Genomic DNA, 16,804 nt, shown 5'->3' on the forward strand with positions numbered 1-16,804 from the left:
GGAGACCAGGGGCGTCTCACCTCAACGACACGCCGCGGCCCTGACCAGGCATTGCCCGCTCAACTTCGAAGAGCCCGTATGACGGGACCACGCGCCCGAGTTAACCCGAGTGTTGCCCTCAACGAATTGTGCAGTTCTGCTCTGCGGGATCGGAGGCTTGAGGAACGCCAAGTGATCGACGACGATCACGCGATTCCCTTGACGTTCAGGAAGTGGTCTTTGGATACGCCGAGGCGAGGCCGTGAGACCGGGCGATCGAGGATTCTCGCACAGTGGTACTCAACGGCGAAGGGCAGGCTGGTGATCCTCGGTGAGCCGGGTTCGGGGAAGAGCGATCTGGCCCGGAGGTTCGCCATCGACCAACTGTCGAGCAGAGCCCCTGACGGCCAACTGGCCATCCTATTCAAGCTGGCTGAGTGGGATGGACGAACTGACCTGGGTCACTGGATTAGCGAAATGCTGATGGCGCGATATGCAGAGACCAAGGCGCTGACGCTCGACGGTTCGCGCAGTATCGCCGACTGGCTGCTCGCGCACAACAAAGTCATACCGGTATTTGACGGCCTTGACGAAATCGATGGCGTTGCGCGCAAGCGGCTGCTGGAAATACTTGTCGAGCCAAGCTTCGTCGACTTGCCCTTCGTGATGACGTGTCGAACTGAAGCCTACCGGGAAACTGTGACTTCAGAGGCGCACGTCGAGTTCCGAAAGACGTTGCAAGAGGTCGTGATTGATCCTGTTCCCCTCAGAGAAGCTGGCAGATACCTCAATCATCGCGGCGGGACTACAAACCTCGGGACTATTGAGGAAATGACGGTGAGCGACCGGCGGAGTTGGGCGCCGGTGATCACCGCTGCGGAGGAAACTCCCGACGCACCTTTGGCGCAAGTGCTCGCCAATCCACTGATGCTAACGCTGGCGCGTAGGGTGTACAGCTCAGGCTCAACACGCCCCCGTGATCTCTTGCGCACGAACTACCAGAAGCGCACCAGACTCGAAGATCATTTGCTTGATGGTTACATCGACGCCGCCTACCGGTTCTCGACAATAACCATCAATCGTCGAGGTCATGCGACGACGGTCGACGAGGCGCGAAAATGGCTTTACCACTTGACCGATGCCGGCCCAACGCGTGGGCCATCGAGAACCAACACCGTTAGCTGGTGGAGGCTCGCTCGTAACGTCAGGTTCTTTCGAATGTTGTCCACTACCGTCGTTGCGTTGATCGCGGTAGTCGCCACAACCTTAGCGCTGATTGCATCGGGCATCGAGTGGAATAGCGCGATGTTACTTGCGCTGTGCGTTGCGATACCTGCCGTCGCGATAACCGCATTGAGTTCAGTTCCCGAGCAAGACTTCAGAAAGGCCAGCGCGGCAGCCAGGTTCCTGTACGTGGGAATCTGGGTCCAATTGCCGCTCGGCCTGGTGGCTACGACCCGTTCAGCTTTGGCGTCGTCTCGACCCTACGACATTCGCGGAGCGTTATTGGAAACGCTTCCAATCATCGTGATGGTTGGCCTCTCGTTCGCGATGATTGCCGCCTTCAGAGTCCTCGAATACCGTCCACGCGAGCGGATCACCGGCCGATGGTCGACAGCCGTGCGGATCGGCGGCGCCGGTGGCATCACTTTCGGGCCGTTCAGTGCCACCATCGTGATGGTTGGGCTCTTCGGCGTTGGTTTCGGTTCGCTGGTCGGCACGCTGCTCGCTTGGTCGGCAGCGATTGTCGCAACCTCCGTGGTAATCACGGTGTCAATCTCGTCATCTGTGGCGGCCGCAGATGCGATCCTCTTAGGCGCATTCACGGCGCCGGGAGGAGCCAGGAGACCGATCGGGCCCGCACGCCGACTCGCTGCCATTGCTGTAGCTTGCAGTCTGTCTGCGCTTCCACTCCTACTCGCCGCCGCGGTCGCGTTTGCAGTCAAGACAGACACGTGGTCAGGGCGGATCGTGTGGCTGAATTACGTCCTCGGAGTGTTGCTGATCGGACTCGCCTTCGGTGTCGTCTTCGCGTTCTTTCCGCACAGTTCGCAGCCTGCGCGTCTTCGTCCCGCCCAACGTTCCAAAATAGGCCTGGCCATCCTCGCGGGGGTTCTGGTGGGACTTGGCGCAGGATGGGCGGCAACGACGTACGGCACATCGAACAGACCGGTTACCCTCGCCACCTACGTCGTGCTTTGCACGCTTGTCTCCGTGATGGCTTTTGTCGTGGGACCACCGCGAGGGATAACTCAGCCACTTGGGCCTGTAGCGTCGTTCCGAACCGACCTCAAAGCATCTACGATCTTCAGTGCGGCTTTCGCGATATTTGCTGCGGTCGCTTTCTGGCCGGTTTTCTTCAACGTGACGCAATCAAATAGTTTAGCAATCATAGTCGGCTCTGGAATAGCTTTTGGCGTTGCGGCATGGGTTTCGACACCATCGGGGGCGTTTGTGGTCGCTCAGCTGTTTCTGTGGTGGTGCGACAAAACGCCATTCGGCGTGATGGCTTTCACCCAGGATGCGCACGAACGCGGGGTGTTACGCCGCGACGACAATCGCTACGAGTTCAGGCATGCGCGACTCCAGGAGCGGATGTTCAGGCGGCTTCCGAACCGCGAGACCCAAGTTGGCCGCAAGTCGGTCGAATTCAGTTCGACGAGATCACTCACAGCTGCCATCGCCTGTCTCGTGATAGTGAGTGTCACGTTGGTGTCGTGGGGAGTCTGGACGTACCGAACAATTCCCGACAGCGGCGCCTATTACACGACTGCCGCAAACCTTAAGGACAAAGAAGCGGGCACGGAGTACGCGACGATGCTAGAGTCGGCGCGGTTGGCTGACACCTTGGTGAATCCGTACTATGTCGACGAACATTTTCGGACCACCCAGCTATCACTGACGGATGACTTTGTGCGCGGAATATGGGGAAAAGACTCGTCAGCGGTATCGCCCTACCTCGCGCCGTCGGTCCTGACAAGCGCGGCAGCGACATTCGGCATGTATCAGTCGACCGTAGGTACTATGAGTATCTGGTTGAACATACTCGGATTCAGATCCGACGACTCTGCGGCTACCTTCTCACGGGTGCTCCGCGCGACACTCGAGGCCACGACAGAAAAGGCTGGCCGCGTTCCGCGTCCAGCGCAGATCGTTCCACAGTCGAGTCTGTATTTCTATCAACTTCCAGCCGCAAAGGCAGACGAAGCGCCGGCGATGGTCGGTGCGCAGCTAACAGGCAAGAGGCTGGTAGTCGCATCGAGTACACAACCCTCTGATTCGGTGAACGCCAGGCTCATCGAGCGCGCTTTGTCTCTGCAGACGGAGGCTGTGGAGCGATTCGTTGGGACGGATCCTGCTGAAGGGAAGAACCTGCCACGCGACGCAGACGGTCTCCTTGCCCATACTCTGAACTCTGTACGCAGGCCCGGTCAACAATCGATCGCCGTTCCCAACAAGTCGGCGGTGGGCACGGTTCTGGGACCGAATGCAACGCAACTATTGCTTCTCACTGATCAGCAGGCCAGCGTTCCACTCTTCCGTGATCTTGGTCTAGAGCTTTCCGCGAGCCAGGACGTCGGCACGGTGCTCCGCTTCAAGAGTTTGGCATCTGCGACAAAATTCATCGAGCGCGACATGGGAATAGCGAGTCAACTGCTCGACTCAATATCTGGTCCCGATCACGTGCCCAACGCGAGATGTTGGCATACGCCTCGAGGTGGATTAAGCAACTTTCTCAGCAACGAGTACACCTATCTTTGTGCAGTCCCTTGGCGAAGATACGTCGGAACGGTGTTTGCTAAGAGCGAGTCGGATGCGCGGACCCGAGCTAGTGCGCAGTATCTGTTGCTGCAAGATGCGAGACTTCCGTGAGCATTTGTCAATAGACATCTGGAATCTGTCAAGGAACCTCTGAAGGTCCTCACTCGATAACGATTCGGGCGCACGGCGAATCAACAACCGCTGGCACGCCCGCAACGTGGCACGACAACACTTGTGTCCGGGTTTGTACACTCAGCGACTCACACTGGTCAAGAACCCAATTGTCACGGACGCGATACCCCGTCCGCAGCCTCGCTTATTATCCGACGCTACGTCCACACATCCCGCGATCAGGCCGTCCCAACCGTCAACGAGAGCGCGGCGACGTGGGTACGGACGCCGCAGCAGCTCGTTAGCCGCGTGCTGAACCGTTCTGGGTCTGGTGGAGACCGTGATCTCACCGGGAGAATACGGAAGCACCCGCACCAGATAGACTGTCGCATACGCGAAGACCCATCCTGGCTTTTCAATCGAGTTAGCGATTCACTGCGGACCGCTCCTCACATAAGCTCCAGGTCAGAGCCATATCGCAAGCGAGTCCAGACATTCCGTCAAATCCCAATCCAGAAATTCACTGTTTCCCAAGTCACCAATCCAGACTTTCACCGCGCGCGGCAGCGGGCGGCAGCGCGTCGCCCGGTAGACCTTCGGCCTGATAGACCTCGAAGGTGAAGACGCCCGCCTGCACGGCCGGGTCGTCGTTCATGATCTTGGTGACCGTGTCGACGTCGCGGTCGAAGATGCCGACGCCGTGGATGTCGGCGTTGCCGCGGATGGGCAAGACGACGGCCAGCTCGCCCGCCTTGCGCAGCGCGAGTGTGCGACGGCCGTGCTCCTTGAGGAACTGTCCGGCATCGGGCGAGCTGAAGTTCGGTCCCGAACGGAGGATTGACACCGTGTACGGCTGGGCGTACTCGAGAATCGTCTGCATCTCGGCGTCGGTGATCTCGGGCAGGTCGGGCATCTCGGCTCCTCGCGATCGCAATGGCAACTTCACAATCAAAACTTCTCAATGGCCAGCCTACGACCGCCCGCATGCGCACGGAACCTACTCGCATGAACCTTGCGCGACGCCCGCCGACGCCCGCGATGGCTGCGTGACCAGCGACACGTGGCCGCTCGACGCTAAGCGGACTACAGTCCTCTTAGGACATATCTGTAGGAAGGTTAAGAACAATGTCGAAGAAGACAACCAACTCCCGCGCGCTCGATGCCGGTCTGCTGACCCTGCGCGTCGCCGTGGGCGCCACCCTGTTCGCGCACGGAGCCCAGAAGCTGCTCGGCTGGTTCGGCGGCCCCGGAATCGACGGGACGACCGCGGGCATGCAGCACATGGGCTTCGAGCCCGCCAAGACGTCGGCCGTAGCCGCGGGCGTCAGCGAGGCCGCCGGTGGACTCGTCGCGCTCGGCGTCGGCACCCGCGTGGCAGCAGCGGCAGGCGCCGCGGCGATGATCGCCGCCGCCGACGTGCACCGTCCCAGCGGATTCTTCGCCCAGGAGGGCGGCTTCGAGTACCCGGCCGTGCTCGGACTCGCCTCTGCCGCACTGGCTCTGACCGGGCCGGGACGCTACTCCGTCGACGCCGTCGTGAAGCATCCCCTCTCACGTGAGGGTGCAGGCATTGCCGCGCTGGTCGCGTCCGCGGCAGGCGCAGCGGGCGTGCTCACTCGTCGCAAGAAGGCACTGGCACTGAAGGTCGGCTGAGCCGAACAGCAAAAGCACAGCCGCGTCGTTCGTGTTTGTGCAGGACGTCTCGCAAGTGACCCTGCGCTAGGCAACACGGACGACGCGGCTGTGCCATCCGGTGGCACCGTCGGGTATCGGCGCCACCCGCTGGTCGGTCTGCGTCTTGCCGTCGGCGTCGGTCGCGCGGCAGTACAACGTGTGGTTTCCGGGCGTTGCACCCCAGGTCCAGCTCCACTGTCGCCAGGTGTCGGTCGAGTATTCGGTCGCGAGCGTCGCCGTGTTCCATTCACCGTCGTCGACGCGCACCTCGACCTTGCGCACGCCCCGGTGCTGCGCCCAGGCAGTCCCTGCGACGACGACCGGCCCGGCGGCGATATTCGACAGCGGCGCCGGGGTATCGATGCGCGAGGCCGTCTTGATGGGCGCTTTCACGCCCCAGCCACGCTTCGCCCAGTACGACTGGGCTTGGTCGAATCGTGTTATCTCCCAATCGATCACCCATTTGCAGGCAGAGACGAAGCCGTAGAGTCCCGGAATGACCTGCCGAGCGGGATACCCGTGCTCGAGTGGCAGTGGCGTTCCGTTCATACCTACCGCCAACATCGCGTCACGTCCGTCGGTGATCGCGTCGAGCGGCGTGCCAGACGTCCAGCCGTCGACGCTCGTCGAGAGCAGCATGTCCGCGTCGGCGTGCGGTTTCGCCATCGCGAGAAGGTCACGCATCGGATAGCCGATCCACCTCGCGTTGCTCGCAAGATCGCCGCCGACCTCATTGGAAACGCACGTCAGGGTGATGATCCGCTCCTGCGCCGACATCGCCATGAGATCGTTCCAGTCGAGCGTGATCTCGCGATCGACCATGCCGTGGATTCGCAGCCGCCAATCCGACGTCGACAACTGCGGGACCTGCAGGGCCGTGTCGATGCGATAGAAGTTCGCATTGCTGGTGAGAAACGAGGTTGCTCCGTTGACGTCCACGCCCGACGGAATCGGTGGCGCAGCAGACTTTGCGCGGGGCAACACGAGTCGGGCTCGCTCCGCGATCACTCCGCCCGCGTCGGCGACCCGTCGGGCAATCACCAGCGAGACCGCGGATGCCCCTGCCACGACCGCTGCCGCGACAAGGAAGGCACGTCGCGATGTTCCGGGACTCGTTGTGTCGTCGGCGTTTTCGAGTACTTCATCGGGACCTGAACTAACCTTTTGCGGCACATGCGATCTACGACTGAGCACGATGAGTATCGCGACAGCGACCACACCCGCGACGATCGCCGGTATCACGTAGCTCGCGTCTGCGGTGGGACGTGTGGCCGCCGCGAATGCGCCGAACGCCGCCACGAGGATGACGAGAACGACGCCCGCCGGGGGCCGCGCCACCTGCAGAATGCCCGCCAGCATCGAGAGTAGGGCGAGAGCGATTACGACACCGATCATCAGCGCCGGTTTGTCGTTGGTTCCGAACGTCGTGATGGCCCACTCCCGAGCAGGAGCGGGTGAGTTGTCGACGAGAAATGCGGTTACCGCCTGGAAAGGTGAGGCCATGCGAGACAAGGGAATAGCCGCCAACTCGCCTGCCGCTATACCGCCGAACACGGCAAGCATGCCGGAAACCACAGCACGAAGCCACGTTTCGAACGGCCGACGCATTTCGGATCGCTGACGCGTTTTTGATCGCTGACCCATGGCCACACTCCTCACCGAAGTCAGCTCGTCGATCGTCGACTTCTGCAGTACTTCGTTCGAGTGCCCTGTGCGGATGGGTCGTGAGATTTCTTTTCTTTTCACCCATCCGGGGTCTGGTCTCCTGCGAATGCCCTCCGAGACTCACAGCACGGTGGGTTTGTTCCTCAATGATGGGATCGATCATGGTAGCCAACAGATTTCAACGCCTGACTCTCGCAGCAGCAGGCGCCGTACTGACCGTGGGAGTGATCGCGGGATGCTCTGACGACAGCAGTTCGTCGTCGGATTCGGCCACGTCGTCGATGGCCCCGATGTCGTCGTCGGCAATGCCGATGAGCAGCGGTACCGCCGAACCGGCGTCGCTCGTGGGGCCGGGATGTGCCGACTACGCGAAGGCCAATCCGTCGGGTAGTGGCTCGGTCGAGGGTATGGCGATGGACCCGGTTGCCACTGCGGCATCCCACAACCCGATGCTCAAGACGCTGACGCAGGCGGTGTCGGGGCAGCTCAATCCGCAGGTGAACCTGGTGGATACGCTCAACAACGGCCAGTACACCGTCTTCGCGCCCACCGACGACGCCTTCGCGAAGCTCGACGCCGCGACGATCGACAAGCTGAAGACCGATAAGGATCTGCTCACCAAAATCCTTACCTACCACGTCGTTTCGGGACAGATCGCACCCGACATGATCGACGGGACACACAAGACCCTCGAGGGTCAGGATGTCACGGTCACCGGATCGGGCAACGATCTCAAGGTCAACAACGCAGGCGTCGTCTGCGGTGGCGTCAAGACCGCAAACGCCACGGTGTACATGATCGACACGGTGCTCATGCCGCCGACCATGTGATCGTTTCACCGATGAGGTTCTCTGGATAAAACGATGGGGCGCACCGTAATCGGTGCGCCCCATCTCCGATCAGAGGTCGGGTTGATCGACCAGGATCAAGCGGCCGTCCGCGCGGCGTCGGCGACCGGCTCGAGAGCCTGTGCGACGACGTCGGCAACGTCGGCCACCGGAGTGACCGTGACGGCGTCGAGGATCTCTGCCGGGACGTCATCGAGGTCGGCCTCGTTGCGCGGTGAGATGAACACCTGCGTCAGCCCGTTGCGTTGTGCCGCAAGCAGTTTCTGCTTGAGCCCACCGATCGGGAGCACGCGACCGTTGAGTGTGACCTCGCCGGTCATGCCCACCTCGGCACGGACCTTGCGACCCGTTGCCATCGACACCAGGGCTGTCACCATGGTGATGCCGGCACTCGGACCGTCCTTGGGCACCGCGCCCGCCGGAACGTGCACGTGGATCGTGCCCTCCAGGTTCTTCGGATCGACACCGAGTTCGCGTGCGTGTGCACGGACGTACGACAGTGCGATCTGCGCGGACTCCTTCATGACGTCGCCGAGCTGGCCGGTCAGTTGCAGACCTCCCTTACCCTCGCCCGTGTCGGTGCGATTGGCCTCGATGAACAGCACGTCGCCGCCCATTCCGGTCACGGCAAGTCCGGTGGCAACACCGGGCACAGCCGTACGCTCTTCGGACTCCGGCGTGAACCGGGCACGGCCGAGGTACTCCTTGAGATCGGACTCCTCGATCGTGACAGGCGTTGTGGCCTTGCCGCTTTCGACGTTGGTCGCAACCTTGCGGAACAGCTTGGCGAGCAGTCGCTCGTACTGCCGCACACCCGGCTCGCGGGTGTAGTTGGCAGCGATCTCCCGCAGCGCATCCTCGGTCACCGAAACCTCATCCTTGGTGAGCGCAGCACGCTCCTCCTGCCGCGGGAGCAGGAAGTCGCGGGCGATGGCAACCTTGTCGTCCTCGGTGTAGCCGTCGATCGTGACGAGCTCCATACGGTCGAGCAGGGCCGACGGGATGTTCTCGATGACGTTGGCTGTCGCGAGGAACACGACGTCGGACAGGTCGAGGTCGAGATCGAGGTAGTGATCGCGGAACGTGTGGTTCTGCGCGGGGTCGAGGACCTCGAGCAGCGCGGCCGCGGGATCGCCCCGGAAGTCGGAGCCAACCTTGTCGATCTCGTCCAGCAGCACAACGGGATTCATCGATCCCGCTTCGCCGATGGCACGCACGATGCGTCCGGGCAGTGCGCCGACATAGGTACGACGGTGACCGCGGATCTCAGCCTCGTCGCGCACACCGCCGAGAGCGACGCGCACGAACTTGCGCCCCAGCGCACGGGCAACCGACTCACCCAGCGACGTCTTGCCGACACCGGGAGGACCGGCCAGCACCATCACGGCACCGGAACCACGTCCGCCGACGACCTGCAGCTTGCGCTCGGCACGTCGGGCACGCACCGCCAGATATTCGACGATGCGATCTTTCACGTCGTCGAGACCGTGGTGATCGGCGTCGAGGATCTCGCGGGCACCCTTGATGTCTGTCGAATCCTCGGTGGTGACGCTCCACGGCAGATCGAGCACGGTGTCCAACCATGTTCTGATCCAACCGGTTTCGGGTGACTGGTCGCTGGCGCGCTCGAGTTTGCCGACCTCACGCAGTGCGGCTTCGCGCACGTTGTCGGGAAGATCGGCCGTTTCGACGCGACCGCGATAGTCGTCGGCACCGTCGGGCTCGTCCTCACCGAGTTCCTTTCGGATTGCGGCGAGTTGCTGGCGAAGCAGGAATTCCTTCTGCTGCTTCTCCATCCCGTTGCGGACGTCGTCGGCGATCTTGTCGGAGACCTCGGTCTCGGCGATGTGCTCGCTGGTCCAGTCGATCAGCAGTTGCAGTCGTTCACCGACATCCGGCGTCTCGAGGAGCTGTCGCTTCTGGACGTCGTCGAGCCACGACGAGTAGCCCGACGTGTCGGCGAGATCCGACGGGTCGGTCATCTTGTTGACCGCGTCGATGATCTGCCACGCCTCACGACGTTGCAGCATGGCCAGTACGAGCTTCTTGTACTCGGCGGCCAGCGCCTTGGTCTCGGGCGTCGCCTCGACGTCGTCGACCTCGGTTACCTCGACCCACAGTGCGTTGCCGTGGCCGGTGGTTCCGGTGCCGATGTGGGCGCGCGTTTCGCCCTTGACGACGGCAGCTTGCACACCGCCGGGCATACGCCCGACCTGCACGATCGACGCCAGAACGCCATAGGTGGGATACCGGTCGTCCAGGCGGGGAGCGACCAGCAGTTTTCCGGACTCACTGGCCCGGGCCGCGTCCACTGTCGCCTGAGCAGCGTCGTCGAGAGGCACCGGCACAACCATGCCGGGCAGGACGACCAGATCAGGAACGAAGAGGACGGGCACTGAATACGTGTCAGACATTTAACCTCCAAAGTTCAGTCTGATGGACTCAACCTGGGTGGCAGGATGTTTGTTCCCGGGCAGATTTCGCCTGAGGCGGTGTAGCTTCTCACCGAACGTGTCATTTTCTCATCGGCTTGTCATAGGCGTGTCATCGTTCTCATCGGGCTGTCATGCGGCACGATAGCAAAATGCCTGATCAGATCGGTGCGACCGAGATTCGCTTCGTTACCGAAGCCGGTGACGAGACCATCAGTCAGGTCAGGGATCACTCGATCAGCTCGATGGCCCGAGCCCAGCCAGTGCGCCTGCCACCGTCCCACGCCGGCCAACGCCACTATCCAGGTCTTTTTTGGACCCGTACAACAGCCGACCACGTGGTTTACGAAAGCCTTCTCGAACGCGACCGCATCTTGCTTGCCGACTTCGATCCCGAAGTCGTTTGGATCACGGCGCAACCTTTCTGGATCACCGGCGACGACAGAGGTACCGGCCGACGCCACTGTCCCGATCTCCTACTGACGCGGGCTGATGGGTCATATTTGGTCGTGGACGTCAAGAATCCACGAATCGCGCAGAAAGACGAGGTCAAGGCCGTGTTCACGTGGACCAAGGTGGTGTCCAAGCGCCTCTCCGCCGATTATGAGGTTTGGACCGGCGAGGACTCGGCGTTGATCAACAACATCAGATTCGCTTCTCAGGCTCGCCGCGAGTCGCGCGCGGCCCTGTTCCAGACGGTGCTCGAACGATTTCCAGAGGAGCTCTCAATCGCGCACGCTGAAGCCACACTCGCAGCCGAGCGGATTGCACGGCCTCGACACATCGTCCTCGAGCTTCTGTGGACGGGCACCTTCACGGCCGATCTCACCCGGCCATTCGGCGACAACACCTTGATCCATCGAGCCGAGGCCGTATGAGCAACACTTATCGACTTGCTGTTGGCGATCGGGTGTGGATCGACGGATCCGTGGTCCGCATAGTCGAGATCAGCGACAGTCGGTCGATAGTCGAATCGGATCGCGGCACACGAGCGGTGAGCACTCCACACCTCGTGAGGTCTTCTCAGCCGCTCGACGCACCTCGCAGGCCCTGCGAGACGTCCGGACAACTGCTTTCGAATCTTACGAAGAAACAGCAAGAGACTTACAACGCACGGCTCGCCGTCGTCGAAGCAGTACTGGAGATGCATCACAACAGCGGCGACTCTATCGGTCGCAGCTCCGAAACGGTCGCTCTCGCACACAACATGTCTGACCGCACCGTCAAACGCTGGGTGAAGGCGTATCAAGAGTCAGGACCAGCCGGCCTCGTCGAAGCAAGGAAGCAGCGCTCGCCGATCGACCCACTCTGGCGGGAGGCGTGCCTCGACGTACTCAATCGGTACACACGCGAATCCACACCCAGCAGAAACATAGTAATCGACCAGGCCAACAATCTGCTGACCGAGCGGTGTGGCGCCGATCTGGCGCCCACCCCATCCAATGCGACCGCCTACCGCTGGCTGGACGAGCTCTCCAAGGGTCGCTATTCATTTGGCAGCGGAAAGGCACGGCGAATCGCCGCCGACCGGCCGGAGGCCCCGTATGGCCGTTTGCGCGCCACGCGCCCCGGAGAGTACTTCGTACTCGACACAACGCGCCTCGACGTGTTCGCGATGGAGCCGATCACGCTGCGTTGGGTGCCGGTCGAACTCACTGTGGCGCAAGACCTCTATACACGCTGCATTGTCGGTCTGCGCCTGACCCCGATTTCAACCAAGGCAATCGACGTGGCCAATGTGTTACACCAGTCGGTCACGCCCCAAGAACCGGTCGACGACGGAGCGTGGCCGTTTCACGGCGTGCCTAGTTCGATCGCAATCGAACGCGACGACCCGACCGCAGACGATGCCACTCCGAGCATCCCAGGCTGCCTACCCGAGTCAATCGTTGTTGACCATGGCAAGATCTACCTCTCGCACCATGTCAGATCCGCCTGTGCGCGACTCGGAATCTCGATTCAGCCTGCGATCGTAAAGAAGGCGTCAGACAAGCCAACTGTCGAACGCTTCTTCAAGACCATTCGGCTCGGCCTGCTTCAGCAACTGCCGGGCTACAAGGGACCCGACGTCTATCACCGCGGTGAAGACATTGAGAGTCAAGCGTTCTACTACGTCGCCGAGCTTGAGTCGATAATTCGCGAGTGGACAGCTCGGGTGTACCACCGGTCGAAACACGAAGGCTTGTGTCTCCCTGAGACGCCCGGCCTCGAGCTATCACCGCTCGAAATGTACGAGATCGGCCTGGCTCGCGCCGGTGGACTCACCATCCCGTCCTCACCGGACCTTGCGTACGAGTTTCTCAATGTGGAGTGGCGCACGATCCAGCACTATGGCATAGAAGTGGATGGGCGCCGATACGATGGCGCGGCGCTCAACCCTTACCGGAATAGCAAGTCCAACTTCGGTGGTCCGAAGGCTAGAAAATGGCCAATCCACATAGACAGCGGCGATGTTCGACGCGTGTACTTCCGCGACCCCTCATCTGGCAAATGGTCGCCTCTGGTCTGGGAGCACGCAGGTGGACTCGACCAGCCCTTCTCCTCGGACGCCGCCGACTACACCAAGCTTCTGGCCGTCCGCGAAAACCGGCATGTCGACCCACAGGACGCCGTCCGCAACCTCCTCGATGAGTGGTCCAAAGGCAACACCAAATCCAAGCGCGACCGCGCCCTCGCACGACGCCTGGCCAGCACCCGTTCCACGGCAAGCGATACTGGCGATGGCCAACCTGACGACGAGATTGCATCACTGCCAGGAGTTATCGACCTTCTCGCGAGGAGAGCAGAACGTCGCCCTCCAGGTTGGGATTTGGACGATGACCTCGATGTGTTTGAGAAGTACCAAGGTGCAGACGATTCGAGCTATGAGGTATTCGACGAATGAGTAACCCATGGGCACTATGGCTTCGAAACAATCAACCGCATCGCTACAACCTGGCGTCAAAAGTGGGCTGGCACGACTTCGTGCATTCGCCGCCGCGCGCGAGCCTGGAACTCCTCACGAAGGGACAGATCGCAGCGCTCAGCGACGACGAGCGCGAAGACTACAACGAAGCTCGCTTTGTATGGAATGCCAACCTCCCGACTGTCAAGACAGCTCAACTCACGCACGCCTTCGCTGTCATCGATCAAGTCATGGCGTCCAACCGTCGCGATGGCGACCGCCTCCGCGGATCGGTCGTGATCGACGCCCCGCCAGGTCTCGGTAAGACCACCATCGCCATCCGCTACGCAAGGCAGTTCCATCGAACTGCAATTCGCCGCCTCAGCAGCGAGACCGCCGCAGGCGATCAGCGTATTCCGGTCGCCTTCATCCCGCTCGATGCTGGAATCACCCTCAAGGGCCTGAACAGAAAGATCCTCGCCTTCTATGGCCATCTGGGGGTAGCTGGTGCGAATACTTCTGGTTTGGGTGCGCTCGCGGTCGACTGCGTACGGAGCTGCGAGACTCAGATAATTGTCATCGATGACCTTCACTTCATCGACTTTCGAGACCGTCACGGTCGCGAAGTAAGCAATCATCTGAAGGGCTTGGCCAACGAAATGGCGGTCACGTTCATTTACGTCGGTGTACGCCTCACAGAGAAGAAGTTCTTCGACGAGGGCCTGGGAGGCGATGACGGTGCCGTGTACGCACAGACTGCCCGCCGTGCCACACGTGCACGCGTCGCGCCGTTCAACACCGACTCCGATGCCAGCAACGTCGCCTGGATCTCGCTTCTCAACGCCCTCGAATTGCACCTAATGCTCGCCGCGCAAACGCCTGGGACACTATCCGATTTCGGCAAGGAACTCTTCCGCCGAACGCAAGGGCACATCGGTTCACTGACGAACCTGCTCGATCGGGCCGCCTATCTGGCTATTAAGACGGGCACCGAGCAAATTACTGCGAGCATCCTGGAGGAGGTCGTCGTTGACAATGCCGCTCAGCGGCTCACCACTCCCAAGAGGTGAGAGAACCGACGCGGAGCAACTACCCTCCGCAATTGCGATACCAGACGGGTACAACCCGCGGCGGCTTCCCATACTCGTCGCCCCCAGGGACGATGAGACCGCACCGAGTTGGCTGCGCCGTTTCGGCCACCGCTACGGACTCACCGCACGCGCGCTACTCCGAGAACTCGGGATTCCAACGAGTGCCTGGTCCCCCACACGAGTCTCTGCGCATATCGCTGAGCACAGTGATTTGATTGTGGATACGGTGGGGCTACCGGACGAACGAGCCCGATACCTCCGGGCAGGACTCATATCCGAGGCTGTTTCCGCATTTCGCACGCACTGGGAACGGTACGGTAAGTCTTCGGAATCGATGCCCCTCGACCCTTCCTACTGTCCCGAATGCCTTGCTCAGCAAGGATACTGGAACTCGACATGGTCACTGCCGCTACACCGCGTCTGTGTCGAACATGCGATCTTGATGCCTACCAACTGCCCTCGGTGCGCCGAGACGCCGTGGGCGGGCACGAGTTGGCCCAATAGCACCGACCCCAACTGGGCCTGTCCGCAGCGCGACAATCGCCCCCGAACACCAAGAACTCGACACGCATACTGCGGCCACGACTTGCGCGACGTCGAGTTCCGTAGGGTTGCCCCCGAGATCGTTGAAGCTCAGGTTTGGATTCTCGAACTCGCACGCGGTGCATCAGAGCCTTCGACGAACAGCTTTGGCGGTCAGCGGTTCAGTACACGCGAATACTTCGACGCGGCTCTGACGCTGGGCAAGCCCATTATGAGCTGTCAAGCAGCAAGCGACCCTGACGCCGCGTGCCTCGAGCAACTCCTCAAGGTAAAGTCCATCCTCTGCGAGGAGGACGTTCATGCGGCTCATTCGCTCGCCGTAGAGCAGAGCGTCCTTACTCCAGGAACCTGGCTTCTCAGGGACGGCCGAGATTTGCCCCGTAGTCGGACGAATGCGGTTATCGGCCACCTCGCCATCACCCCGCTCGCCGAAAAGCTATCGCCGACGGCACAACTGACGTTTCGAGTTGCTAGTGGGTGTGCCCGTTATCCGACGGCCCACGAGATCCCGGGCAACCACATTCCTCTCTCGTCGATACCTCAAGTTCACTGGACGGGATTCCGCGACTACACGACTGCGAAGGATCGCGCCGTCCTTTCCATGCTCCTTGCACGGTCTGGGACCGCGAGACCTTGGGGCCATATCGCTTTCGCGCTAGGACTGCCTCACGAATTCTCGCGCTACCCACCACTACTCATCCGCCAGATCAAGCGCAGCGGCGATTGGACCGACACCCTGGATCAGATCGAGAACCAGACCCGGGAACTGCTCACCGGCCCGCCTCCTATCGATTACCACCGCCGGCGGCTTCAACTTGCCAATCCAGATCTCACGATCTCCATTGCGAGAATTCTTAGCACGAGCCGCACGTTCAGAGCAGTGACTCCACACGCGCTAGCCGTCGCGATTTGGGAGGTCTACACCGGCGGGGCCGCCGAGTTCGCGACAGAATCGCTCTACTCTGAGGATTCCAACGACGGCGATCTCAGCTCGGCGCGCAACCTGGTACGCGAGCAGTGGTCCACAATCCGATCAAACAGCCTGTTGCCTGACCTGGGATTCGGCGAGGAGCCACTTGAATGGCGCCCACCTTGAAGGAGCTACGTGCAGACAGGACACTCCGGCAACAGATCTGACTCGCGCTCGTCAGTGGCTTCGAGAATGCCCTCACTCTACCGCGGAACGCTTGAGGCGGATCAGCACATGTGCCGCGCAGATGTCTACGAGGCGAATGAGTCATACCGACGCCACGGGCTCAAAGGAGTCGGGCAACTCAACTCACTGATGGAAATCCTCCTGCAGCACACCTTCAACGCCGCAAGTCCACGCTATACACCGTGGGAAATTGATCGAGAACCACCAGGGCGTGCAATCTCCCTGCCGCCGACGGCATGGCCGCCGAGTTCGGAACCGACCCTTGCGACACGCTACCCGGATGGTCCGACGAACTGGTAGTCGAACGCCTCGGTCTTGATCGGGCATCGCCCGCAGGGTCGCGCGAGGTGTGGGCATTCGTCGGCGTCGCTTGCAACAATGCCCATGTGAAGTTCCGTCGCCGCAACCTCGAAGCTCTTGGAAACCTCGTCGTGGGCAACCTCGGACGCGACGATGCCCAGAACGTCGACGAAGTTCGGTACTTCCCGTATCGCTCCAGCATGTACATCACTGAGTTCTTTCAAGAGTTGGAGACGGAGTACCAGCACGACGGCTCCACCCGCCACCGGTGGGTTGCCGACGTGTGACGTGTAAGGGCTCGGGACATGCTTGACGTCGTGTCGTCGGGACATCGTTGACGTCTCACGCTTGTCGGTGGT

At 61.3% G+C, this 16,804-nt stretch carries 11 protein-coding genes and 1 pseudogene; 9 read left to right on the top strand and 3 right to left on the bottom strand.

Annotation, left to right across the window (positions count from 1 at the left end):
* Positions 1–171 precede the first annotated feature (171 nt).
* Positions 172–3,852 (top strand): sulfite exporter TauE/SafE family protein, encoded by a 3,681-nt coding sequence (locus A5788_RS18565; protein WP_064870659.1) that lies wholly within the window; start codon positions 172–174, stop codon positions 3,850–3,852.
* Between the two features lie 535 nt (positions 3,853–4,387).
* Here A5788_RS18565 and A5788_RS18570 read toward each other — a convergent pair.
* Complete coding sequence (locus A5788_RS18570; RefSeq protein ID WP_064866033.1) at positions 4,388–4,765, bottom strand: hypothetical protein; 378 nt, start codon at positions 4,763–4,765, stop codon at positions 4,388–4,390.
* A gap of 212 nt (positions 4,766–4,977) precedes the next feature.
* Here A5788_RS18570 and A5788_RS18575 point away from each other — a divergent pair, with 212 nt between their 5' ends.
* Positions 4,978–5,505, top strand: a complete 528-nt coding sequence (locus A5788_RS18575) for a DoxX family protein (protein ID WP_049700450.1) — start codon at positions 4,978–4,980, stop codon at positions 5,503–5,505.
* Positions 5,506–5,571: 66 nt separating this feature from the next.
* On the opposite strand, the gene A5788_RS18580 is transcribed toward A5788_RS18575, so the two are convergent.
* Complete coding sequence (locus A5788_RS18580) at positions 5,572–7,134, bottom strand: molybdopterin-dependent oxidoreductase (protein WP_064866035.1); 1,563 nt, start codon at positions 7,132–7,134, stop codon at positions 5,572–5,574.
* A 218-nt stretch (positions 7,135–7,352) separates the two neighbouring features.
* Between A5788_RS18580 and A5788_RS18585 the strand changes: the two genes are divergently transcribed.
* Entirely contained in the window at positions 7,353–8,021 is a 669-nt protein-coding gene (locus tag A5788_RS18585; protein WP_049700497.1) for a fasciclin domain-containing protein, read from the top strand.
* 95 nt (positions 8,022–8,116) lie between these two features.
* Here the strand turns inward: A5788_RS18585 and lon are convergent, their stop codons facing one another.
* The gene (gene lon, locus A5788_RS18590; protein ID WP_064866038.1) at positions 8,117–10,453 is read right to left on the bottom strand and encodes an endopeptidase La; all 2,337 of its coding nucleotides are present in this window, start codon (positions 10,451–10,453) and stop codon (positions 8,117–8,119) included.
* Between the two features lie 263 nt (positions 10,454–10,716).
* Between lon and A5788_RS18595 the strand changes: the two genes are divergently transcribed.
* The 6 genes and pseudogenes from A5788_RS18595 (at position 10,717) to A5788_RS24355 (ending at position 16,732) form a co-directional block, all read left to right on the top strand.
* Complete coding sequence (locus tag A5788_RS18595; RefSeq protein WP_231895601.1) at positions 10,717–11,349, top strand: TnsA-like heteromeric transposase endonuclease subunit; 633 nt, start codon at positions 10,717–10,719, stop codon at positions 11,347–11,349.
* On the top strand, positions 11,346–13,355 hold the full coding sequence (locus tag A5788_RS18600; RefSeq protein ID WP_079931101.1) for a helix-turn-helix domain-containing protein: 2,010 nt from the start codon (positions 11,346–11,348) through the stop codon (positions 13,353–13,355). The genes A5788_RS18595 and A5788_RS18600 overlap by 4 nt, the downstream gene beginning before the upstream one ends.
* A complete protein-coding gene (locus A5788_RS18605; RefSeq protein WP_006369929.1) occupies positions 13,352–14,425 on the top strand; it encodes an ATP-binding protein in 1,074 nt (357 codons plus the stop codon). The genes A5788_RS18600 and A5788_RS18605 overlap by 4 nt, the downstream gene beginning before the upstream one ends.
* A pseudogene (locus A5788_RS24615) lies at positions 14,391–14,873 on the top strand (TniQ family protein); the annotation flags it as partial. The gene A5788_RS18605 and the pseudogene A5788_RS24615, both read left to right, overlap by 35 nt.
* Before the next feature lie 159 nt (positions 14,874–15,032).
* Entirely contained in the window at positions 15,033–16,085 is a 1,053-nt protein-coding gene (locus A5788_RS24350; protein WP_020169780.1) for a hypothetical protein, read from the top strand.
* A 296-nt stretch (positions 16,086–16,381) separates the two neighbouring features.
* On the top strand, positions 16,382–16,732 hold the full coding sequence (locus A5788_RS24355; protein ID WP_010844931.1) for a hypothetical protein: 351 nt from the start codon (positions 16,382–16,384) through the stop codon (positions 16,730–16,732).
* Positions 16,733–16,804 lie beyond the last annotated feature (72 nt).

Origin of the sequence: Gordonia sp. 852002-50816_SCH5313054-c (genome assembly GCF_001665925.1) — a bacterium.
GTDB lineage: Bacteria > Actinomycetota > Actinomycetes > Mycobacteriales > Mycobacteriaceae > Gordonia > Gordonia jacobaea.

Coding starts and splice junctions, on each gene's coding strand:
- A5788_RS18605 (WP_006369929.1), top strand. CDS start 13,352: ATGAGTAACCCATGGGCACTATGGCTTCGAAACAATCAACCGCATCGC.
- A5788_RS24355 (WP_010844931.1), top strand. CDS start 16,382: ATGGCCGCCGAGTTCGGAACCGACCCTTGCGACACGCTACCCGGATGG.
- lon (WP_064866038.1), bottom strand. CDS start 10,453: ATGTCTGACACGTATTCAGTGCCCGTCCTCTTCGTTCCTGATCTGGTC.
- A5788_RS18575 (WP_049700450.1), top strand. CDS start 4,978: ATGTCGAAGAAGACAACCAACTCCCGCGCGCTCGATGCCGGTCTGCTG.
- A5788_RS18580 (WP_064866035.1), bottom strand. CDS start 7,134: ATGCGTCGGCCGTTCGAAACGTGGCTTCGTGCTGTGGTTTCCGGCATG.
- A5788_RS18570 (WP_064866033.1), bottom strand. CDS start 4,765: ATGCCCGACCTGCCCGAGATCACCGACGCCGAGATGCAGACGATTCTC.
- A5788_RS18585 (WP_049700497.1), top strand. CDS start 7,353: ATGGTAGCCAACAGATTTCAACGCCTGACTCTCGCAGCAGCAGGCGCC.
- A5788_RS18600 (WP_079931101.1), top strand. CDS start 11,346: ATGAGCAACACTTATCGACTTGCTGTTGGCGATCGGGTGTGGATCGAC.
- A5788_RS18595 (WP_231895601.1), top strand. CDS start 10,717: ATGGCCCGAGCCCAGCCAGTGCGCCTGCCACCGTCCCACGCCGGCCAA.